Consider the following 21,180-nt stretch of genomic DNA (forward strand, 5'->3'; position numbering starts at 1 on the left):
ACGGTTGGGCGGCGGATGAACTCGGCAGGCCTGAGCCGGCTGGCACCGGCCAAGATCAACCTGTTCCTGCATGTCACCGGCCGGCGGCCGGCACAGGGGCCGCAGGCCGGGTATCACGAACTCGAAAGCCTGGTGGTCTTCGCGCAGGACATCGCCGCCTGCGACCGCATTGCCGTGACGCCGGCAGAGACACTCAGCCTGACGCTTGATGGACCGCAGGCCGGCGCGCTGGCCGGCAGCCATGACGACAACCTGGTTCTGCGCGCCGCCCGGCAATTGCAGGCGATGAACGGCAGGACTGCCGCCATCGCATTGACCAAGACCTTGCCGGTTGCGTCGGGCATCGGCGGCGGTTCGGCCGACGCTGCAGCTACGCTGCATGTGCTGCGTGCGCTGTGGCAGATCGAGGTGGATGACGACACGCTGGCCCGCATGGCAGCACAGCTTGGCGCCGATGTGCCGGTTTGCCTGTTCGGCCGCGCCGCGGTGATGACGGGGATCGGCGAGCAGATCGTGGCACAGCCGCTGCCGCCCTTCTGGCTCGTGCTGGCCAATCCCGGCATTGCCCTGGCAACCCGCGAGGTCTTCTCGGCCCTGGCCGGACAATATGGTCCGCCGATGCCATTCGAGCGCCGGCCTGACAGTGCCGCCGACCTCGCCATTCTGCTGCGCGCCCGCCGCAACGATCTTGAAGCGCCCGCACGTTTCCTGTCACCGGAGATCGATCCGGTGCTGGCAGCCCTGAAGGCGCAGAATGGCTGCCTGCTGGCGCGACTGTCGGGATCGGGAGCCACCTGTTTCGGTCTTTTTGCGGAAAAACGCGACGCCGAATTCGCCGCCCGCAACCTGTCCCGCGCCTATCCGAAATGGTGGACCGCAGCCACGGCAGCGGGCTGATAGCCCTGTAATTTCACTGACTTGAACCGACCCAGAATCCCGGCTCAGGCAACCGTCAAAGGCTGGATATTTCCTGGCGCCTTGCCTATTGTCCGGCCGCTCCGCACATTGCGGAGCGCCTGCTGGGGCGTAGCCAAGCGGTAAGGCAGCGGTTTTTGGTACCGCCATTCGGAGGTTCGATCCCTCCCGCCCCAGCCATTCTTCACCGCCCCCGACAACTGTAGTCGCGCTGCCCAGTCACAAAAATGTCCGGGATTGGCGCGAATCATCGCGCGACAACCGGTCCGAAACCATGCACCACTTGGCCATTCGATGGGGGAACCTGCCATGGCCGCTATCCTGGTGGTCGATGACGATGTCCTGGTCGCCACAACGATCGCCATTGCGCTCGAAGATGCCGGGCATTCGGTGGTGCGTGCCGTTGATGGCGTGGAAGCCTATCGGCTGTTCCGCGGTCGCAGCTTCGATCTGGTGATTGCCGATTTCAGGATGCCATTTGCGGATGGCGCCAGCCTGGTCGACATGATCCGCAATCGTGAGTATCGCAGCCGAACGCCGGTGATCCTGATGAGCGGTGCCGTGCCGCAGCAGGCCGCCGTCGACAACCTGGATGTACAGGATTTCCTCGCCAAGCCGTTTGACGACGCACGCCTCACCGCCGCGGTCGATAAGGTGCTGGCACCACGCCAGGCGACGGCAAACTGAGACTTACGGCTGTCGCCGGGGCGGCCACAGCCGGCGCGGATCCACGCCGCTGGGCCAGCGCAGCAGCAGCAGGAAACAGAAGCCGAGCATCGGCCAGTAGAACCACAGATGCCCCGGGCTGGTCAGCAGGTTGATCATCAGCAGGAAAGCCGCGACGACAGCAAGTTTCCAAGCCTGGCCGCGCCATTTGGCGAAAGCGGCTTCGGCCTCGTCCGCAGAAGATCCGGCCGGCACAGCTATATATGCGGTACGCGGTGCATCCGACGAAATCTGCACGCGATAGGCCGGCACCGGATCGGCGATATTCTTGATCTCGCGTTCGCCCATATAGTCGAAACCGATATCCAGCTTCTTGCGTACCAGTTCGAATACCGAGCCGGAAATGCAGATGCCACCGGCCTCGGCGAGCGATTCCAGCCGCGCCGCGATATTCACGCCCTCGCCGTAGATGTCGGTGCCCTCGATGATGATATCGCCCAGATTGATCCCGATGCGGAACTGCATCGGCGGCACCAGCGGTTCCTCGGTATTGCGCGCGGCAAACCGGCGCTGGATTTCGACGGCGCAGAAGACGGCCTCGACGGGGGAGCCGAATTCAGCGACCAGGCCATCGCCCCAGGTATTGATCAGGCGGCCATGATGCCGGTCGATCAGATCGACCATGATATCGCGATACTGCTTGAGTCGCGTCACGGTGCCGACCTCATCGCGCTCGACCAGGGCAGAGTAACCCTGCACATCGGCGCAGAAGACGGTGGTGAGCTTACGGCGGATTTCGGAGGGCTGTTCGGTCATCAGCGGCAGCAGGATATGGATCGGTGAAGTCTACAGGCTGCCGCAGGAAGGTTAAAGGCCAGCCGGACCGATCTGTAACCGGCCTTACAAAATCCGGCCGTTTTCCGGCCCGTGGTCAGCCCAATGGGCAAGGCTCATCGCCTGAAGACGCGTGTGGAGGCGATATTGACGATGGCGCCATGGATATCGCGTTTCGCCATCTCGCGCGCCGCCAGTTGCGAGCAGAGAAAAGCAAACCGGCGGCGATATCGCTATCGCCGCCGGTCCAGGCCTGGAGAGAAACGCTTGTTACTTCGCCAGGGAGCAGTTGCCCTCAGCCAGCGGGCGGAACGCCTTTTCAGCCGGCACGGTGGCCACGACCTTGAGGTAATCCCAGTCGCCCTTCGATTCTGCCGGCTTCTTGGCTTCCAGCAGATACATCGGATGCAGTTTGCGGCCGTCGACGCGGATCGTGCCTTTGCCGAACAGCGGGTCATCGGTCGGAATCGACTTCATCGCCGCCACCACGGCGCGGCCATCGGTCGCCTCGCCCACCTTGTCGACCGCCTTGAAGTAATGCATCAGGGCGGCATAGACGCCGGCATGCATGTCGTTTGGCATCATCTTCTTGGAATGGCGGGCCTGGAAACGCTTCGACCAGGCGCGCGTGCCGTTATTCAGATCCCAGTAGAACGGCGCCACCGATTGCAGGCCCTGCACGGCCTTGAGGCCCAGTGCCGGCACGTTGGTTACGCCGAAGATGAGACCGACCACCTTCTGCTTTTCCGCCAGGCCGAATTCGGCGGCCTGCTTCAGCGAATTGGTCAGGTCCCCGCCGGCATTGGCGAAGGCGACGACATCGGCGCCCGACGACTGTGCCTGCAGCAGGAAGGAGCTGAAATCGGACGAGCCGATCGGGTGACGCACCGCACCGATCACCGTGCCGCCGAGCGCCTTGATCTCGTCGCTGGCCTGTTTCTCCAGGTCATGACCGAAGGCATAGTCCGCGGTGACGAAATACCACTTCTTGCCGCCCTGCTCGTAAGCTGCGCGTGCCGCCGAATGGCCGTAGGACCAGGTGTCGTAGGTCCAGTGCACGAAATTCGGCGAGCAGCGTTCGCCGGTCAGCACCACGCTGCCGGCGCCGGAGCCAAGCACGACCTTGTTCTTGTCGCGCGCGATCTCGTTCACCGCCAGCGCCACGGCCGAGTTCGGCAGATCGACGATCACGTCCACCTTGTCGACGTCATACCACTGGCGGGCCACATTGGCGCCGATATCAGGCTTGTTCTGGTGGTCGGCGAAAACGATCTCCACCTTGCGCTTCGAGCTCTTCATGTAATCTTCGGCCGCCATCTGGGCAGCCAGCAGCGAGCCAGGCCCCTGGAAATCGGCATAGACGCTCGACATGTCGTTGAGCACGCCGACCTTCACCGGCTTGGGATCGGCTGCAAAGGCAGGGGACAGGATGGCACCGCCGGCCATGGCCAGCAGTGCAGCACGAATGATGGTGCGCATGGCGGTTTCCTCCAGTTTTTTGTTATGGAGGAGTATTGTTTGTTTTACAAACAATCGTCAATCGCTATTTCCGCCGGCCCCGCGATTTAGCCCCGAACTTTCGTCTACGGCAGCCTGCCGTTCACGGCAGATGCAACAGCACCGGCAGCCAGCCGGCACCCTGCGCCCATTCCACAACTTCAAACAGGGGGATCGCGGCGAGAAAACCCAGCGCATCGCGGAAAGTGATCAACACGAAGCGGGGCCGCACCAGCAGTTCCTCGCTGGACTGCCAGCGCGACAGGCGCGGCCCCCAGCGCGGCACGCGTGCCGCATAGGTCGCGAAGGCCGCAGGAAAGCGCGAGATCAGGAAAGTTTCCTCGCGCTGGATCACCACGCTGAAAATCGCGAAGACGAACAGGCCGCAGACCAGGCCCGTCGTGAGGTTGCCGGTCTGCAAACCGATCCCGATGCCGCCGAAGACAGAAAACAGGTAGAGCGGATTCCGGCTGACCGAGTAAGGCCCCTCCTCTATCAGCTGGGCTTTCTTGCGTCCGCCGATATAGAGCGAGCACCAGCTGCGTCCGGCGATGCACAGGAAGATCAGGGCATAGCCGAGCATCTCGCTGCTTTCATGCAGGATGCTGCCAGACGGCCAGAGCGCGTCCGAGAACAGCAGCGCGACCAGCAGCAGCAGGCCGCTGATCAGGACGACACGCTTGCGGCGTTGCTGCAGGCCGGACAACGACTCCGGTGCGCTTTCCGCACCCGCAGGCCGGGGCATAAGCAGGGCGTGGATGAACATGGCGGAATCTTCTCCTTTGGAATCCTGCCCTGTTACTCCGCTGGCCTTGCAGCAACCTTACATCAGCGGGCCAGCCTGCGGCGCAGCGCCCGCGCATAGGGGCCCGCCGGGGTGGCCTTGATCCACTCGATCGCACGCTTCTTCATCGAGAAGGTCCAGGGCTGCGTGCCGAAGATATCGAGTTCGCTGTCCAGCAGACGCGCGCTCTTTTCGTAATAGTAGTCATTCCGGCTGCGCAGACTGCGTCGATAGAATCCGACATCCTCGGCGGCGGCGAAATAGGTCTTGTTCGGCGTGATCGCGAACGGCCGCAGACGGGCGGACGGATCAAGCAGATACCGCGCCACGCCGGACGAAACCTCCGGCCAGAATTCGTTGAAATGATCGTCCAGGATCGCCACGCCCTTCGGCGCCAGCACCGACTGCACCAGCATCAGATCGTTGATCACACATTCCTCGGTATGACCGCCATCGATGGAGGCCATGCGCACCGGACCGCTGCGTTCCAGAATGTCTTCGGGCCGCACCTCCAGCGACGACCGCTGCAGCACATCGAGGCGTCCGGTTTCCGCGGCCAGCCAGCGCCGGGTATTGGCCAGAAATATGCCGCGATCGCCGGCGCCGGAATCGTCGGCATTAAGATGCTGGTCGCCGAATACATCGATGGCGAACGCGGCCTCGTCCGGCCGCCGGCCCAGCGCCAGCAGGATGAACAGCTTGCCATGGTGCACGCCGATCTCGCCCACCGCGCCGCGCACATCCGCTTCAAGCTGCAGATCGAGCAGCCCGTCTATGAACCTGGCGCTATAGGGAAACAGCCATCCGCCGACTTTGCGATAGCCACGTTTGAGATACGCCCGACGCAATGCTGTCACACGACTTTCCTCTGCTGCTGTCTTGCAGGCAGAGTTAGAGGCCATGGGCCTGCTTGGGCGTGACTATCCTGTGGTTGTGCTGTGGCTCAGTTCACGACGCGCCAGGCGCCATCGGGCATCAGGCAGGCCGTGCCGTAACTCGGCTGAACCCGACCGGCCACCGTGACCCCGGACTGGTATTCGCGGCAATACTGGCCATTGGCAGCCTGATAGACCGGCGAGGCCGGCACGGCCGAAAGCTGGCCCTGTGGCACATACACCACCGGCGGCGGCGGCGAGTAATAGGCCGGCGGCGGCTGCACAACGACGACGCGCGGCGGCGGCGCATAATAGGCCGGCGGGCCCCAGTAACTGCGATAGCTGTAGTAGCTGTGGGGATGATGGCGGTGGCCGTAATCGCGGTAATACCGCGGGTGGCTATAGCCGCTGGAATAACCGAAGGAAAAACTGTCGGCCTTCGCCGGCGCGGGAGCGACCAGCAGGCCTGCACCCAGCGCAATCGCAGCAACCCATCCAAAACCGACCGCAGGGCGGATCATGACACAGCCTCCTGGACTGCAATGATGCCAGACTTCACTGGCAACAAGCTGGGCTGCGATGATGGCGGATTTGTGGAGAATGCAGCTGTGACAAAACAAAAATCGCCGCCAGCTGCGCGCCGGCGGCGATTTCAGACTTTGGCGGAAATCCGCCAGAGGATCAGTACATATGCTGGCCGCCGTTGATGCTGAGCGTCGAGCCGGTGATGAAACCGCCTTCATCGGCGACCAGGAACAGTACACCACGGGCGATTTCCTCGGCACGGCCAAGCCGGCCGACCGGAATCTTGGCGACGATCTTTTCCAGCACATTGGCTGGCACCGCCGAAACCATGTCGGTATCGATGTAGCCCGGCGCAATCGCGTTGACGGTGATGCCGCGCGCAGCACCTTCCTGCGCCAGCGCCTTGGTAAAGCCATGGATCGCCGACTTGGCGGCGGCATAGTTGACCTGACCGTACTGGCCGGCCTGGCCGTTGATCGAACCGATATTGACGATGCGGCCGAAGCCGCGCTCGCGCATGCCGTCGATGGCGGCGCGGCACATGTTGAAGCAGCCGCCGACATTGGTGTCGATCACCGTCTGCCACTGTTCGGGGCTCATCTTGTGCATGGTGCCATCGCGCGTGATGCCGGCGTTGTTGACGATTACGTCGACGGGGCCGAGGTCGCGCTCGATCTGCTTCACGTTCTTGACACAGTCGTCGTAGTTCGAGACGTCGAACTGATAGGTCTTGATGCCGGTCTCGGATTCAAAGGCCTTGGCGCGCTCGGCGTTGCCAGCATAGTTCGCCGCCACCTTGTAGCCGCTCTGATGCAGAAGCTTGGAAATCGCGGCACCGATACCTCGGGTTCCGCCGGTGACGATCGCTACGCGGGACATGCACATTCCTCCTGTTGAACTTCTTTTTCTAAACGCTGCGACAGGCGTTCGGTGTCAGATGTGCGCCGCGCAGCCCCCTGATAACGCAAAGATATAACGCAAAGGCCGGGATACCCCCTCCCGGCCTTTGGTCGAATGCGTCAGTCGCGCTGAACGCACATGGCAATGCCCATGCCGCCGCCGATACACAACGTGGCAAGGCCCTTCTTGGCATCGCGGCGCTGCATTTCGTACAGCAAGGTCACCAGCACGCGCGCACCCGAAGCGCCGATCGGATGACCGATGGCGATGGCGCCGCCATTCACGTTCACCTTGTCGGTGTCCCAGCCCATATCCTTGTTGACCGCGCAGGCCTGCGCGGCGAAGGCCTCGTTGGCCTCGATCAGGTCGAGATCGCCGGCCTTCCAGCCGGCGCGCTTCAGCGCTTCGCGCGACGCCGGGATGGGGCCGGTGCCCATGATCGACGGATCGACGCCCGACTGCGCCCAGCTGACGATACGCGCCAGTGGCTTCACGCCGCGCTTTTTGGCTTCCTCCGCGCTCATCAGCACCACAGCAGCAGCGCCGTCGTTGATGCCTGACGCGTTGCCGGCAGTGACGCTGCCGTCCTTCGAGAAGGCCGGGCGCAGGCCCTTCATCGAATCCATGGTGGCGCCATGACGGATGTATTCATCATTCTCCACCACCGTGTCGCCCTTGCGACCCTTGATGGTGACCGGAACGATCTCGTCCTTGAACTTGCCAGCCTTCTGCGCGGCCTCGGCCTTGTTCTGGCTCTTCACCGCGAATTCGTCCTGCGCCTCGCGGGTGATCTGGAACTGCTTGGCGACGTTCTCGGCCGTGTTGCCCATATGGTAGCCGTTGAAGGCGTCCCACAGGCCGTCGCGGATCATGGTGTCGACGAAGCCGAGGTCACCCATCTTGTGACCGGCGCGGAGATAGGCTGCATGCGGTGCCTGGCTCATGCTTTCCTGGCCGCCGGCAACGACAATCGCGCTGTCACCGTTCTTCACCGCCTGGAAGCCGAGCGCCACCGCGCGCAGGCCGGAGCCGCACAGCATGTTGACGCCCCAGGCCGGCACTTCGACGGGCAGGCCGGCATTGATCGAGGCCTGGCGCGCCGGGTTCTGGCCCTGCGCCGCCGTCAGAATCTGACCCATGATCACTTCGCTGACTTCACTGGGCTGCACGCCGGCGCGCTTCAATGCACCGTCGATGGCAACCTGGCCGAGATAATGGGCAGGCACGCTGCTGAGCGTGCCGTTGAACGAGCCCACCGGCGTACGCGCGGCACTGGCGATGACGATGTCAGTCATGGGGTCCTCCACGGATCGACTAAATTGAGGCGAGACGATTTATGACGGAAACGATACCGGCTTTTTCGCAGGTGCAGCAAGACCCCTGTCTGAGTAAAAACCGCCTTTATCGCTGCACTTTGGTCGCACGATGCCGAACTGCGGCTCGCGGTTTTTTCTCCGTTCCCGGAGCGGACCCAACGGCAAGCAGCCAGTCGGCCAGCGGTCGCCACAGCCCGGCCTCGGCACGCGGCCCCACCATCATGCCGATATGGCCGCTGGGCGCATCCAGCCGCGCCGCCTGCGGCATCTGTGCCAGCAGAGCTGCAGCGCCGTCCCTGGGCACCAGCTTGTCGCGCTCGGGCAGCACCACCAGAGCCGGCTTCTTCCAGTCCTGCGGCTGCACGGCGCGACTATCCACCATCCAGCGCCCGGCCACCGGGCGATTGTCGCCATACCAGCCGATCAGGCATTCGCGCGCCACTTTGCCGGCCAGCGGCACGCCGTCGTTGAGCCAGTCTTCCATCGCCACGAAGCGGCGTTCGGCCTCGCTGCCATCCGGCATGGCGGCGAACTGCGTGAACTTCTTCAGCACCGTGAATGGATCGAGCGCCCAGAAGAAAGCCTGCAGCATGTCGACATCCAGCATCGGCGGTACTTCGCCCGGCCTTGCTGCCGCCGGCACCAGCGCAGGCGCCAGCGCCTGCACCAAAGCTGCCTGATGCGCCCCGCCGGCGTGGAAGTCCCATGGTGTCGCCAGCAATGCCAGGGCGGCAACATCGTCGGGTGCGGATAATGCAGCCGCGAGCGCGAGGTTGCCGCCCATGCAGTAACCGACCAGCAGCGGAGCCTGCCCGCTGCTGTCATGCAGATGACGCAGCGCGCGGCGGAGGCGTGCGATATAGGCGGCGAGATCGAACTGTTGCTCGGCCGCGCCGGGATCGCCCCAATCGAGCAGACAGGGTCGCAGCCCCTGTTGTGTCAGCCAGCGCGCCAGACTCTGGCCTTCGGCGAGATCGAGCACATAGGCGCGATTGACCAGCGATGGCACCAGCAGCACCGGCAGGCCACGCTCAGCATATGACAGCAGACGCGATCCGCCCTCGCGCCACGCCACCGGCGGATCGGGCAGGTCACGATGCCAGCCATGCGCGCGATAGCGCCGCAATCCGGCCGTCATCGCACCCATCCGCGCCAGACCGGCGTGGATCAGCGCGGCGTTGAACTCATTTGGATCGACGTTTGCGAGCTGGGGCAGCAGGCTGCTGAACGGCTGCTGCAAGTGCGCCTTCCAGGGCAGCGAGCCGTCTTTCGCAATCGGCCAGGCGGCGAGCGAGCTCAGCAGCATCAGGTTGGTGGTGGCCAGATGCAGCGGCAGCGGCCTTGGGCCCAGACGAGTTCCCGGGCGTGCCATGTCCGCCTCCCTGCTGTTGCGCGGCGGCGGCCTGGACATTCTGGGCGCCCTGCTGCCAGAGCCTCAGCCAGTTGGCCGACAGTTCCGCCAGTTTCGGATCGGTTGCCAGCAATCCGGCCTGTTCCTGCCAGAGATCGAGGAAGCGCTGGGCCAGCCCCTGGGCATCGCCTGCCCCCGGAGCAGATCCGGCGTCGTTGCCCGCTTTTGCCTTCGGATCGTCCATGCCCGGCAGCCTACACCGGCGGCCCGGACCGGGCTATCTTTTCGCGGTGCACAAGACCCTTGCGTATACATACGATAATGATGTGAAATACTTTTTAACAAATCCGAGGGAGCGCAGGACCGTGGCCGAGACTGACCAGACGACGGGGGCTCAGACGACAGGCGCGCCCGCCATTAAGATCAAAAAGTATGCAAACCGGCGGCTGTACAACACGGCAACGTCTTCCTATGTGACCCTGGAAAACCTGTGCCAGATGGTGAAGGACGGCCAGGATTTCCTCGTCGAGGATGCCAAGACCGGCGAAGACATCACCCGCGGCGTTCTGGCCCAGATCATCTTTGAGGAAGAATCCAAGGGCGGCCAGCAGCTGCTGCCGATCGGGTTCCTCCGTCGGCTGATCTCCTTCTACGGCGACAGCCTGCAGACCCTGGTGCCGAGTTATCTCGAGATTTCGATGACCTCGTTCCAGCGCAACCAGGACCAGATGCGCCAGTATATGGCGGAATCCTTCGGGGAGATGTTCCCGTTCCGCAGCATCGAGGAAATGGGCCGCCAGAACATGCAGATGTTCCAGCGCGCCATGACCATGTTCAATCCCTTCGTTGCCGGCGGCGCCGAGGGCGACAAGCCGATCGGCGCGGGCGACAAGCCCGGCGAGCCGGTCGAGGTCGACGCCCTGAAGAAACAGATGGAAGAACTGCGCAAGCAGGTCGAAGCGCTTGCCCGAACCAAGGGGTAAGCAGCGCGTTCCGCTGCCCATCCGTCTTTGACTGACTCCCTGCCAACCGTCAGCCCGCCGCCCGAGGCGGGCCGCCGTCGCGTGCGCGTCTCGATTTCGCGCGTGCTGACACTGGGCGTCGGCGCATTGATGCTGCTGGCCGGCATCGCCTATGGCATCGCGCTGGTCAGCGGTCGCCTCAACACGGTCGAACTGCTGCGCGACCGCAACGACCGCATTGTCACCCGGCTGACCGAACGCACGCAATTGCAGCTCGATACGGCCGCACGACAGGTGGAAGCGCTGCGCCAGCGGCTGCAGAACCGCCAGATCGGCATCAACGAGATCGGCCGCCTGACCGACTACATGACCGCGACGCTGGATGCATTGCCGCAGGTCGATGCCATCGGCCTGTTGCGCAACGATCTGATCGCGACCCGCGTGGAGCGCAGCCCCAGCGGGCGCTACGAACCGCTGCATGATTCGATCGCCGACTACTATGACAGACCCGCCCGCGAGGAAGCCGTGCGGCGCCTGCGCGAAACTGCCGGTCGTACAGACGCCTACCGCAATCCGGTCGGCTGGGGCGCGCTGATCTGGAATCCCGCCATCGGCCAGGCGCTGATCAATGCCCATGCGCCTGTGGTAGTCGACAGTGTCTTCGTCGGCGAAGCCCTGGCCGTGGTTTCGCTCGGCACGCTGACGCGCCTGCTGGAAACCGACAGCGCCGACGGCGAAGCGGTGAATTTCATTCTCTATGGTGAGGATGCCGTGCTGGCGCATCCCACGCTGCTGAACCATGACTACAAGCTGTCGATGCAGAAGCCGGTGCCGCGGCTGGAAGAGATTCACGATCCTGTCCTGCGGAAAATCTGGAGCGGGCAGATCGACATGCCAACGGCGCGCGCCATGCTGGGCAGCGACGGCGCGCATATCGTCGAAGCGGAAGGCCGGCGCTGGATTTTCGTGTACCGCCGCCTGAATAACTACGGCGACACACCCTGGATTGTCGGCCGTTATTTCCCCTTCGATCTGGTCGAGACCGAGGTCAACCGCATACGGCTTTCCGCGATTGTTGGCGGCATCAGCCTGATCCTGTCGCTGCTGGTGGCCTGGCGCCTCGGTGTGCTGATCCGTCGACCGCTGCTGGCCATCGGCAACGCCGCGAGCCGCCTGCGCAATCTGGATTTCGATACGCCGCCGCTGGAACGCACACGTCTGCGCGAACTCGACGATGCGGCCCAGGCGATCAATTCCGCCAATGCCGCTTTGCGCTGGTTTGGGAACTATGTGCCACGCAAGCTGGTCAATCGGCTGGTGCGCGAGGGCGAGGATGCGATCAACACCAGCAAGGAACGCCCCGTCACTGTGATGTTCACCGATCTGGTCGGCTTCACGGCCATGTCGGAACAGATGAGCGCGCAGGAAACCGCCGATATCCTGAATGAGCATTTCGCACTGGTGACCGCCTGCATCGAAGCCGCCGGCGGGGTGGTCGACAAGTTCATCGGCGACGCCGTGATGGCAGTCTGGGGCGCGATCAAGCGCGACGAGAACCACGCCGCCCATGCCTGCCGCGCTGTGGATGAGATCTGCAAGGCGCTGGCGGCCGACAACGCGCGACGCGTCATGCTCGGCAGACCGGTGCTGCGCATGCGGATCGGCCTGCATTCGGGTCCGGTCGTGATCGGCAATATCGGCGCTCCCGGTCGCATCAATTACACCGTGGTCGGCGATACGGTGAACACCGCCCAGCGACTCGAACAGCTTGGCCATAACCACCAGGTGGAGGGTGAGCAGTTCATCGCGCTGGCCAGTTCGGAAACCGTCGCGGCGGCGCAGTTGAACCCGCAGCCGCCGCATATCGGCCGCATCGCCGTGAAGGGCCGTCTGGGCGAGATCGAGGTTTATCGGCTGGATGAGCCGGCAAAGCCGTGAGTCTGCCGTCCGGTTAACCCCCTATTTACCGAATCCCTGCTTGAGTCCGACCCGGATTCACGGGGCGTCATGACCAATATTTTCGGCATCGGCACGGCACTTTCGCCAGTTGGCGGCCAGCAGCCCGAATCCGCCTCCGAAATCGCCCAGCGCAAGCGCCAGTCCGCCGCCTCGACCCAGCGGTTCAGCACCACTGATGAAACCGCTGACCAGGCCGCGGCTCCCAAAGCGGGCCTGCTGCAGAAAACCCGGGATGCCGCCGGGGCCGCCATCAGCCAGCTGCTGCGCCGCCGGACCGATCGGGGCGAAGCGCCCGAAGCCAATATTGAGATTCCGCCCCATCTGGAGCGTCGCAAGGCCTGGCGCGAGGCTTTCGGCCTCAACACCTGGCATACCCAGCAGATCGCCCAGACGGAGGAAACCCCGATTTCCGACGAAGCGCGGGCGGAGGCCATCCAGGCCTACCGGAGCGGCGGCCGACGCGGCCGGCTGGACCTCGACCTTGCACAGCAAGTGAGCATGACCGTATAAAGACCGCTTTCCGGCCTTTTGGCTGGCTTCCCAGCGGTCTTGTCAGGTTTTCCCCATGTCCCTTCCGGTCGCTTCTGAACCGGCTGACCTTCTGATCGTCGGCGGCGGCGTCAACGGCACGGGCATCGCCCGCGATGCCGCCGGACGCGGCCTCAGCATCATCCTCGCCGAACGCGGCGATCTGGCCGGCGCCACCTCCTCGGCCGCCACCAAGCTGATCCATGGCGGCCTGCGCTATCTGGAGCATTACGAATTCCGCCTGGTGCGCGAGGCGCTGGGCGAGCGCGAAGTGCTGATGAAGATGGCACCGCATATCATCTGGCCACTGCGCTTCGTGCTGCCGCACCATCCCGGCCTGCGTCCGGCCTGGATGATCCGCATTGGCCTGTTCCTCTACGACCATCTCGCCGGCCGCCTCACGCTGCCCGGCTCGGTCGGCCTCGATTTCACGCAGGGCGATGCCCGTGGCCGTCCGCTGAAGAAAGAGTTCAAGCGCGGTTTTGAATATTCCGACTGCTGGGTCGACGACGCCCGCCTGGTGGTGCTGAACGCCATGGCGGCGCGCAGCATGGGCGGGCAGATTTTCACCCGTACGGCGGTGACCGCGGCGCGGCGCGAAGGCGGTCTGTGGCATGTCACGCTGACCGACCAGGTCACCAATGTCAGCCGCGAAGTGACGGCGCGCGGCATCGTCAATGCCGGCGGTCCCTGGGTGCGCGAGACGCTGACCGGCGCTTTCGGCCAGAACCCCAAGAACAGCGTGCGCCTGATCAAGGGCAGCCACATCGTTACCAAAAAGCTGTTCGACGGCGATCACTGCTACATCTTCCAGAATGCCGACAACCGCATCATCTTCGCGATTCCCTATGAGCGCGATTTCACGCTGGTCGGCACCACCGATATCCAGCTTGAGAAATGGCAAGGTCCGCCGCGCATCAGCGAGGAAGAGACCACCTACCTGCTCGACGCCGCCAGCGAGTATTTCAAACAGCCGGTGACGCGGGAGCAGATCGTCTGGTCCTATGCCGGCGTCCGTCCGCTCTATGACGACGGCGACAGCGATCCTTCCGCGATCACCCGCGACTATGTGCTCGACCTGGAAGGCAAGTCCGGCGAGCCGCCGCTGCTGTCGGTCTATGGCGGCAAGCTCACCACCTATCGCCGTCTGTCGGAACACGCGCTGGAAAAGCTGGCGCCCTTCTATCCGAAGATGGGCAAGCCGTGGTCGGGCAGCAAGCCGCTGCCCGGTGGTGAACTGGGCATGGCCTTCGATGTCTTCGTCGCCGACCTGCGTCACAAATATCCCGGTCTCGATCCGGCCTGGCTGGCACGCCTGGCACGCCGCCATGGCAGCGCCGCGCTCGACATTCTCGGCGATGCGCAATGGGCCAGCGATCTGGGTGAAAGCTTCGGTGGCGGGCTGTATTCGCGCGAAGTCGACTACCTGATGCGCCGCGAATGGGCGCGCGAGGCCGATGACGTGCTGTGGCGCCGCACCAAATGCGGCTTGTGGGTCAGTGCCACCGACCGTGAGCGGCTGGCGCACTGGATGGCGCAGCATCGGCCGAACGTGGAAGCCGGCACATGAAGATCGCAGTTGTTGGCGCCGGCGCCATTGGCGGCTATGTCGGCGGACTGCTCGCCCGTGCCGGCCATGACGTGACGCTGATCGCGCGTGGCCTACATCGCGATGCCATTCGCAGCAGCGGCCTGACCATCGAGAGCAAGGACGAGCGTTTCGTCACGCATCCGGCCTGCACCGACGATCCGGCCGAAGCCGGGCCGCAGGATCTGGTGATCCTCAGCCTGAAGGCACCGGCCGTGCCGGCCATGGCGGAGAAGATGCTGCCGCTGTTCGGCGCTGATACCGCCATGATCACGGCGATGAACGGCGTGCCCTACTGGTATTTCCACAAGCATGGCGGGCCGTTGGATAGCTACCGCATCGCCTCGGTCGATCCCGGCAGCCTGCAGTGGGATCGGATCGGACCGCAGCGCGCCATCGGCAGCGTGGTGTGGATGGCCGGCGCAATTTCCGCGCCCGGCGTCATTCGTCACGGCAGCGGCAACCGCCTGCCGCTCGGCGAACCCGACAACAGCCGCAGCGAACGCGTGCAGCGCATCAGTGCCGCGCTGATCGCCGCCGGCATCGACGCGCCGGTACTCGACAACATCCGTCAGGAAATCTGGACCAAGCTGTGGGGCAATCTGTCCTACAATCCGGTCAGCGTACTGACCCATGGCACACTCGAAGGCCTGTCGCGCGATGCCGACGCCCGCCTTGTGCTCGGTGCCATGATGGAAGAATCGAAACTGGTCGGCGAGAAGCTTGGTATTGCTTTCCCGGTCAGCGTCGAGGAGCGTATGGGCATGGCCGAGAAGGTCGGCCCGCACAAGACCTCAATGCTGCAGGATCTGGAAGCCGGCCGGCCGATGGAAATCGGCGGCCTGATTGGCGTGATCGCCGAACTGGCGCGCCAGCTGCAGATCGCAACCCCGACCATCGACACCGTGCTGGCACTGCTAAAAGTGCGTGCCCGGGCGGCTGGAACCTACAACGAGTGAGGCGGATATGAGCTTTGACTGGCGTAAACTTTCACGGGACCAGCTCGAAGCTCAATACAATCCGCGCTCGGCCGTGCCGGACTTCCAGCAGCATTTCGATGCTTACAGCGCGAAATCCGCTGCCACCCGCGAGGCCATCGGCGGCGACTACGACCTGCGCTACGGCGCCGGTCCGCTGCAGACCTACGACCTGCACAAGCCGAAGAACGTCAAATCCGGCGCACCGCTGGTGGTGGTGATCCATGGCGGCTACTGGCGCGGTCTCGACAAGAACACCATGACCTTCGCACTGCCGCCCTATCTCGACCGCGGCGCTGTTGTCGTGAATCTGAATTACGATCTCTGCCCGCAGGTCACGCTGGACGCCATCGTGCGCCAGATGCAGGACGCGCTGGTGCATGTTGCCGGCAAAGCTGCCGAATGGGGCGCCGATCCTGCAAAGCTGCATGTGATCGGCCATTCGGCCGGCGCGCATCTGGCCGCCATGATGGTGGCGGCGCCCTGGCCGAAAGACCTCGGTGCACAGCCGGCGGTGGCGTCGCTCGGCCTGATCAGCGGCGTCTTCTCGCTGGAACCGGTGCTGCAGATCAGCGTGAATGAAAGTATCCGGCTGGACAGCGCGATGGCGGCCCGCAACAGCGTCACCAACTTCCCGCCGAAGATCGAAGGCCCGGTGCTGGTGTCCTACGGCGCCGACGAGCCCGAGGCATGGCGCAACCAGAGCATCGACTTCCATCAGGCCTGCCGCGATGCCGGGATTCGCTCAAGCCTGCTGGAGATGGCGAACGGCAACCATTTCACCATCAAATTCGCCGCTGCCGATCCGAAACATCCGCTCGGCGCGGCGCTGCTGCAGCAGGTTTTCGGCCAAGACTGATCGTCTAGCGCGTCAGTTGCTCATAGACACTGCGCGCCACCGGAAGCAGCGCGTCTCGACCGGTCTCGCTGGTGAGCGCATAGCCGAAACCGTCTTCGATCCAGTAGAAGGCCACGGCGTTGCCTTCGCCGGTGAAGCGGAAGGACGTATCGCCGCCGCTTTCGCCCGAACGCACATAGAGCGTCAGCCGCTGGCCCTGGCGATTTTCATACATGAACTGCGCAGCCGTGTGATTGCCGCTGGATGCCGGCAGCAGGCGCCCACCGACCAGGCCGAAGCCCTGACCCGACAGGCTCGGCACCTTCAGCGTCGTGCCCAATCGCTTCGACAGCCAGGCGACCAGATGCTGCTCTTCCTTGGCCGTCACCTCGACCGGATGCAGCACTTCGCGGCTGTAGACCAGATGCGCGCGCGTCGCTTCCTGCGGCAATGCCGCGACGACACCGGCTGGGGTAAAGGCACCGCGACCATACCAGCCCGCACCGGCGCCCAGCAGCACCAGCGCCAGCACGGCGGCGATGCGCAGCACGGGCCCGAGAACGGAGGGACGCTGCGCGGCAAACAGCGCCGCCATTTCTGCCGGCACGGGTTCGTCGGACTCGCGCGAGAAATGGGCGCGCAGATCGTCGGCCTGCTGCTGCCACGCGGCGACACGGGCGGCATCCTCGGCATTCAGCACCAGATGCGCCTCGACATCAGCGCGGCGCTCGGTGGACAGCCGATCGTCGACATAGGCAACCAGATCGGCCTCGGTGATGGCTGCTGCCGCTCTGCCGCTCATTTCACCCTCCTCAGATGCGCCCGTCCGCTGCCTTCGCTGGCTTGCGGCGGTTCGCCATCCATCAATGCGCGCAAACGGTCGCGCGCCCGCGCCAGCCGCGACATCACCGTGCCGGTCGGCACGTTCTGCACGCGCGCGGCCTCTTCGTAACTCAATCCCTCAACGCCAACCAGCAGCAGTACAGCACGCTGGTCCCCGGGCAGTTTCGCCAAAGCTGCATCCAGATCACGTAGTTCCAGCGCTTCCCACTGTCCGCCGCTGACCTCCGGTCCCTCGCCGGCATCTTCCAGCGAGATGCGGTCCGGCCTCGCCCATTCGCGCTGCTGCCGCGTGCGCCAGCGGTTGTGCAGGATGGTGAATAGCCACGGGCGCAGCGCCGCATCGTCGCCGCGCCGCGTCGCCCAGGCGGCCAGTGCGCGGGCCACGCAATCCTGCACCAGGTCGTCGGCGGTTTCGCGGTCGCGCGTCAGCGCCAGTGCAAAGCGCCGCAGCCGGGGTATTTCGGCCTCGATCGGATGCGGCGGGCGGCGGAACAGCATGGCGCAGAGTATAGGCCCGGCAGGCGGCGATGACAGCCACCGCCCGCCGGAGCCTCTCCGTTACGGCTTGGCGGCGTGCCAGGCGCCGTTCAGGAAGCCGTCGCCGGTGGTGTCGCCCGGCTTGGTGTCCTTGACCCAGCCGTAAAGCGGCTTGCCCTTGTAGGCCCACTGCTTGCTGCCGTCGTCGCGAGTGATCACGGTCCAGCTGCCCTGGGCCATGTCGCCGGCATTGGCGACCAGCGGCGGCCAGTTGGTGGCACACGGCCCGTTGCAGACCGACTTGCCCGGCATGGTGTCCTTGTCGAAGGTATAGAGCGTCATGCGCTTGGCATCGACCAGCACCTTGCCGATTGCGGTATCGCCCGGCACGGCGGGTGCGGTGGCCTGGGTGGCGCAGGCGGCAAGGCCTGTCACCAGCAGGGCGGACAGCATCAGGTTGCGCATCGTCATCGGAACTCCCCTTTTCACGGTTGCGGGCAGCCTGCATGGCCGCCGCTGCAGGAAAGACCATTGAGCTCCGGTTTTATTCCGCGCCCGACACAAGATTCCGTGACTTGCCGGGCCGCAGCGGCGGACCTACCATTCCTGCATGCGGATTTTCGCGACTCTGGCGCTTGTCCTGCTGCTGCCCGTGCTGCCTGCGCAGGCACAGTCGGCGGTTGATGGCCTGTTTGAAAAACTGCAGGAAACCCAGAATCCCATCGAAGCCAAGCAGCTGGAACGTCAGATCTGGGCGGCCTGGTCGAAGTCGGAATCCGACACGCTGGATGCCCTGATGGGCGGCGGCATCGCGGTGATGGAAAAAGGCGACTATCCCCGCGCCCAGGAGATTTTCTCCACCATGATCGAACTGAAGCCCGATTTCGCCGAGGCCTATAACAAGCGCGCCACCGTGCGTTTCCTGGCCGGCGACTATGCCGGCTCGGTCGCGGATATCGAACGCACGCTCAAACTGGAACCGCGGCATTTCGGCGCCCTGTCCGGGCTGGGCACCATCATGGAGCGGCTGGATAATCTGCCGGAAGCGCTGAAGGCCTATCGCCGCGCCCTGGCCGCCAATCCGCATCTGACCGACGGCGCCGACAAGTTGAAAGAGCTGCGCCGCAAGATCGACGCGCGCGAGTTGTAATTCCTACTTCTGGAAAATGAAGAAGACCGCGCCGATCAGGCAGGCGAAGGCGGCGAAGTAATTCCAGCGCAGCCCCTCGCCCAGATAGAAGACCGCGAACAGTGCAAAGACGCCGAGCGTGATCACCTCCTGCATCACTTTGAGCTGCGCGGCCGTGAAGCCGCCGGTGGTATAGCCGATGCGGTTGGCCGGCACGGCGAGGCAGTATTCGAAGAAGGCGATTCCCCAGGAAATCAGGATCACTTTCCACAGCACCTGCTCCGGGAATTTCAGGTGCCAGTACCAGGCGAAGGTCATCAGCACATTCGAGCCGATGAGCAGCAGGATCGTCGTCATCAGATCGCGTCCACCCGGGCGATGCGCAGCACGTTGGTGTTGCCGGGCGAGCCAAATGGCACGCCGGCGGTGACCACCAGGTTGTCGCCCGGCTTGGCCAGACCGCTGGCGCGTGCAAGCGCCGTGGCCTTGGCGATCATGTCGGCGAAGTTGATCGCGTCCGGTGCCACCACGGTATTAACGCCCCAGGCAATCGTCAGTCGCCGCGCGGTGTCGACCAGCGGGGTGAGGCAGAGGATCGGCGCGCGCGGCCGTTCGCGCGCCGCGCGCAGGGCCGTCGAGCCCGACATCGTATAGGTGACGATGGCGGCGGCGTTGATGGTTTCCGCCACCTGTCGTGCTGCGGCCGTGATGGCGTCAGAGGCCGTGCTTTCCGGGTTGTTATGCTCGGCATCCATGATGCCGCGATAGAGCGGATCGCGTTCCACCTGGCGCGCGATCTGGTCCATGGTGCGCACGGATTCGATCGGATAGTCGCCCGAGGCCGACTCCGCCGACAGCATGATCGCATCGGCGCCGTCGTAGACCGCCGTGGCGACATCGGAGACTTCGGCGCGCGTCGGCACCGGCGCCTTGATCATGCTTTCCAGCATCTGGGTGGCGACCACGACGGGCTTGCCGGCGCGCCGCGCGGTGCGGACGATGCGCTTTTGCAATCCGGGCACGGTCTGCAGCGGCAGTTCGACGCCGAGATCGCCGCGCGCCACCATCAGTGCGTCGCTCAGCTCCACGATCTCGTCCAGCGTATCGATCGCCGAGGGCTTTTCGATCTTGGCCAGCAGAGCGGCACGGCCCTGGATCAGACTGCGCGCCTCACGCAGATCGTCCGGCCGCTGCACGAAGCTGAGCGCCACCCAGTCGACGCCATGCGCCAGCGCGAAAGCCAGATCGGCGCGATCCTTCGGCGTCAGCGCCGAGAGCGGTACGACCGTATCGGGCAGGTTGACGCCCTTGCGGTCGCTCAGCCGGCCGCCGACCACCACTTCGGTCATCGCCCGCCCCGAGCCGACTTCCTTGACGCGCAGACGGATCTTGCCGTCATCCAGCAGCAGGTCGGTATTGGGCTTCAGGCTGCCGAGCACTTCGGCATGCGGCAGCGTCACGCCGGTGGCATCGCCGAGCGTGCCTTCGATATCGAGGCGGAAATTCTGGCCCGGGATCAGTTCGACGGCGCCATCCCTGAAGCTGCCGATGCGCAGCTTGGGTCCCTGCAGGTCGGCGAGCAGCCCGATCGGCCGGCCGGTCTCCTGTTCCAGCGCGCGCACGTCGCGGATGCGGGCCAGGTGGTCGTCGTGGCTGCCATGGCTGAAATTGAGGCGGAAGACATCGGCGCCGGCCTCGGCCAGCGCCCGGATACGGTCCGGTGTACTGGAGGCCGGGCCCAGCGTGGCGACGATCTTGACGTTGCGTTCCCGATGCATCCTCACCCCGCTATTCAGCCTCATATTAGTCACCGCCCGTTTCTTTTGAATTAAAGACTTTGCCCATTTCTGCGACGAAAATATTAGGGATCAAGCGGTTGCGTTTTTTGCTGCAAGTGCGAAAAGGGGCCCGCCTTTCTGCATCCCCCATCGAGTCCGAAGGACCGCCCAAATGGATATCGCCCGCATCGGGGTGGGTAAGAGCCCGCCTTATGACATCAACGCCGTGATCGAGATTCCGGCCGGCGGCGTGCCGGTGAAATACGAGCTGGACAAGGATTCCGGCGCGCTGTTCGTCGACCGTTTCCTGCACACCGCCATGTTCTATCCGGCCAATTACGGCTTCATCCCGCATACGCTGAGCAATGACGGCGACCCCTGCGACATCATGGTGGTGAGCCATGTGCCGGTGGTGCCTGGTGCCGTGATCCGCTCGCG

General features: G+C 64.4%; 23 protein-coding genes and 1 tRNA gene. 11 read left to right on the forward strand and 13 right to left on the reverse strand.

Annotated features, from left to right (window positions below):
- Positions 1–15: 15 nt before the first annotated feature.
- From CTR53_RS04905 to CTR53_RS04915, 3 genes are all read left to right on the forward strand, one after another.
- Positions 16–897: a 4-(cytidine 5'-diphospho)-2-C-methyl-D-erythritol kinase gene (locus CTR53_RS04905; RefSeq protein WP_290809673.1), complete on the forward strand. Its 882-nt coding sequence runs from the start codon at positions 16–18 to the stop codon at positions 895–897.
- A 123-nt stretch (positions 898–1,020) separates the two neighbouring features.
- Positions 1,021–1,095: transfer RNA gene (locus CTR53_RS04910), tRNA-Gln, on the forward strand.
- A gap of 129 nt (positions 1,096–1,224) precedes the next feature.
- Positions 1,225–1,602, forward strand: a complete 378-nt coding sequence (locus tag CTR53_RS04915; RefSeq protein ID WP_290809674.1) for a response regulator — start codon at positions 1,225–1,227, stop codon at positions 1,600–1,602.
- Positions 1,603–1,605: 3 nt separating this feature from the next.
- On the opposite strand, the gene CTR53_RS04920 is transcribed toward CTR53_RS04915, so the two are convergent.
- From CTR53_RS04920 to CTR53_RS04955, 8 genes are all read right to left on the reverse strand, one after another.
- A complete protein-coding gene (locus CTR53_RS04920) occupies positions 1,606–2,397 on the reverse strand; it encodes an adenylate/guanylate cyclase domain-containing protein (RefSeq protein ID WP_290809675.1) in 792 nt (263 codons plus the stop codon).
- A gap of 288 nt (positions 2,398–2,685) precedes the next feature.
- On the reverse strand, positions 2,686–3,894 hold the full coding sequence (locus tag CTR53_RS04925; RefSeq protein ID WP_290809676.1) for an ABC transporter substrate-binding protein: 1,209 nt from the start codon (positions 3,892–3,894) through the stop codon (positions 2,686–2,688).
- Positions 3,895–4,015: 121 nt separating this feature from the next.
- Positions 4,016–4,678 carry an isoprenylcysteine carboxylmethyltransferase family protein gene (locus CTR53_RS04930; protein WP_290809677.1) on the reverse strand — a complete coding sequence of 221 codons (663 nt, stop codon included), beginning with the start codon at positions 4,676–4,678 and terminating at the stop codon, positions 4,016–4,018.
- 62 nt (positions 4,679–4,740) lie between these two features.
- Positions 4,741–5,553: a class I SAM-dependent methyltransferase gene (locus tag CTR53_RS04935; protein ID WP_290809678.1), complete on the reverse strand. Its 813-nt coding sequence runs from the start codon at positions 5,551–5,553 to the stop codon at positions 4,741–4,743.
- An 86-nt stretch (positions 5,554–5,639) separates the two neighbouring features.
- Positions 5,640–6,092 carry a hypothetical protein gene (locus tag CTR53_RS04940; protein WP_290809679.1) on the reverse strand — a complete coding sequence of 151 codons (453 nt, stop codon included), beginning with the start codon at positions 6,090–6,092 and terminating at the stop codon, positions 5,640–5,642.
- 160 nt (positions 6,093–6,252) lie between these two features.
- Positions 6,253–6,975, reverse strand: coding sequence for an acetoacetyl-CoA reductase (gene phbB, locus CTR53_RS04945; RefSeq protein ID WP_290809680.1), 723 nt, complete (start codon positions 6,973–6,975; stop codon positions 6,253–6,255).
- Between the two features lie 140 nt (positions 6,976–7,115).
- Complete coding sequence (locus CTR53_RS04950) at positions 7,116–8,291, reverse strand: acetyl-CoA C-acetyltransferase (protein WP_290809681.1); 1,176 nt, start codon at positions 8,289–8,291, stop codon at positions 7,116–7,118.
- A 106-nt stretch (positions 8,292–8,397) separates the two neighbouring features.
- Positions 8,398–9,684, reverse strand: a complete 1,287-nt coding sequence (locus tag CTR53_RS04955; RefSeq protein ID WP_290809682.1) for an alpha/beta fold hydrolase — start codon at positions 9,682–9,684, stop codon at positions 8,398–8,400.
- Positions 9,685–9,755: 71 nt separating this feature from the next.
- On the opposite strand from CTR53_RS04955, the gene phaR reads away from it, so the two are divergent.
- The 6 genes from phaR (at position 9,756) to CTR53_RS04985 (ending at position 16,536) form a co-directional block, all read left to right on the forward strand.
- Entirely contained in the window at positions 9,756–10,646 is an 891-nt protein-coding gene (gene phaR / locus CTR53_RS04960) for a polyhydroxyalkanoate synthesis repressor PhaR (protein WP_367158939.1), read from the forward strand.
- An 81-nt stretch (positions 10,647–10,727) separates the two neighbouring features.
- Complete coding sequence (locus CTR53_RS04965) at positions 10,728–12,563, forward strand: adenylate/guanylate cyclase domain-containing protein (protein ID WP_290809683.1); 1,836 nt, start codon at positions 10,728–10,730, stop codon at positions 12,561–12,563.
- A 69-nt stretch (positions 12,564–12,632) separates the two neighbouring features.
- Positions 12,633–13,094, forward strand: coding sequence for a hypothetical protein (locus CTR53_RS04970; RefSeq protein WP_290809684.1), 462 nt, complete (start codon positions 12,633–12,635; stop codon positions 13,092–13,094).
- A 55-nt stretch (positions 13,095–13,149) separates the two neighbouring features.
- Positions 13,150–14,682, forward strand: a complete 1,533-nt coding sequence (gene glpD, locus CTR53_RS04975; protein WP_290809685.1) for a glycerol-3-phosphate dehydrogenase — start codon at positions 13,150–13,152, stop codon at positions 14,680–14,682.
- Positions 14,679–15,659: a 2-dehydropantoate 2-reductase gene (locus tag CTR53_RS04980; RefSeq protein WP_290809686.1), complete on the forward strand. Its 981-nt coding sequence runs from the start codon at positions 14,679–14,681 to the stop codon at positions 15,657–15,659. The genes glpD and CTR53_RS04980 overlap by 4 nt, the downstream gene beginning before the upstream one ends.
- Positions 15,660–15,666: 7 nt before the next feature.
- A complete protein-coding gene (locus CTR53_RS04985; protein WP_290809687.1) occupies positions 15,667–16,536 on the forward strand; it encodes an alpha/beta hydrolase in 870 nt (289 codons plus the stop codon).
- Positions 16,537–16,540: 4 nt separating this feature from the next.
- Here CTR53_RS04985 and CTR53_RS04990 read toward each other — a convergent pair whose 3' ends face one another.
- From CTR53_RS04990 to CTR53_RS05000, 3 genes are read right to left on the reverse strand one after another with little or no spacing between them, the layout of a single operon-like run.
- Entirely contained in the window at positions 16,541–17,317 is a 777-nt protein-coding gene (locus tag CTR53_RS04990) for an anti-sigma factor (RefSeq protein WP_290809688.1), read from the reverse strand.
- The gene (locus CTR53_RS04995; protein ID WP_290809689.1) at positions 17,314–17,856 is read right to left on the reverse strand and encodes an RNA polymerase sigma factor; all 543 of its coding nucleotides are present in this window, start codon (positions 17,854–17,856) and stop codon (positions 17,314–17,316) included. Before CTR53_RS04995 ends, CTR53_RS04990 begins: the two co-directional genes overlap by 4 nt.
- Before the next feature lie 60 nt (positions 17,857–17,916).
- Positions 17,917–18,306: a hypothetical protein gene (locus CTR53_RS05000; protein ID WP_290809690.1), complete on the reverse strand. Its 390-nt coding sequence runs from the start codon at positions 18,304–18,306 to the stop codon at positions 17,917–17,919.
- A 139-nt stretch (positions 18,307–18,445) separates the two neighbouring features.
- On the opposite strand from CTR53_RS05000, the gene CTR53_RS05005 reads away from it, so the two are divergent.
- Positions 18,446–18,985 (forward strand): tetratricopeptide repeat protein, encoded by a 540-nt coding sequence (locus CTR53_RS05005; RefSeq protein ID WP_290809691.1) that lies wholly within the window; start codon positions 18,446–18,448, stop codon positions 18,983–18,985.
- 3 nt (positions 18,986–18,988) lie between these two features.
- On the opposite strand, the gene CTR53_RS05010 is transcribed toward CTR53_RS05005, so the two are convergent.
- Together CTR53_RS05010 and pyk are read right to left on the reverse strand one after the other, a co-directional pair.
- Positions 18,989–19,321, reverse strand: coding sequence for a DMT family protein (locus tag CTR53_RS05010; protein WP_290809692.1), 333 nt, complete (start codon positions 19,319–19,321; stop codon positions 18,989–18,991).
- Entirely contained in the window at positions 19,321–20,742 is a 1,422-nt protein-coding gene (pyk, locus tag CTR53_RS05015; protein WP_290809693.1) for a pyruvate kinase, read from the reverse strand. The genes CTR53_RS05010 and pyk overlap by 1 nt, the downstream gene beginning before the upstream one ends.
- A gap of 172 nt (positions 20,743–20,914) precedes the next feature.
- Here pyk and CTR53_RS05020 point away from each other — a divergent pair.
- Positions 20,915–21,180: inorganic diphosphatase (locus CTR53_RS05020; RefSeq protein ID WP_290809694.1), on the forward strand; the 266-nt coding region annotated here is incomplete at its 3' end.

This window comes from Ferrovibrio sp. (assembly GCF_002796975.1).
Lineage (GTDB): Bacteria > Pseudomonadota > Alphaproteobacteria > Ferrovibrionales > Ferrovibrionaceae > Ferrovibrio.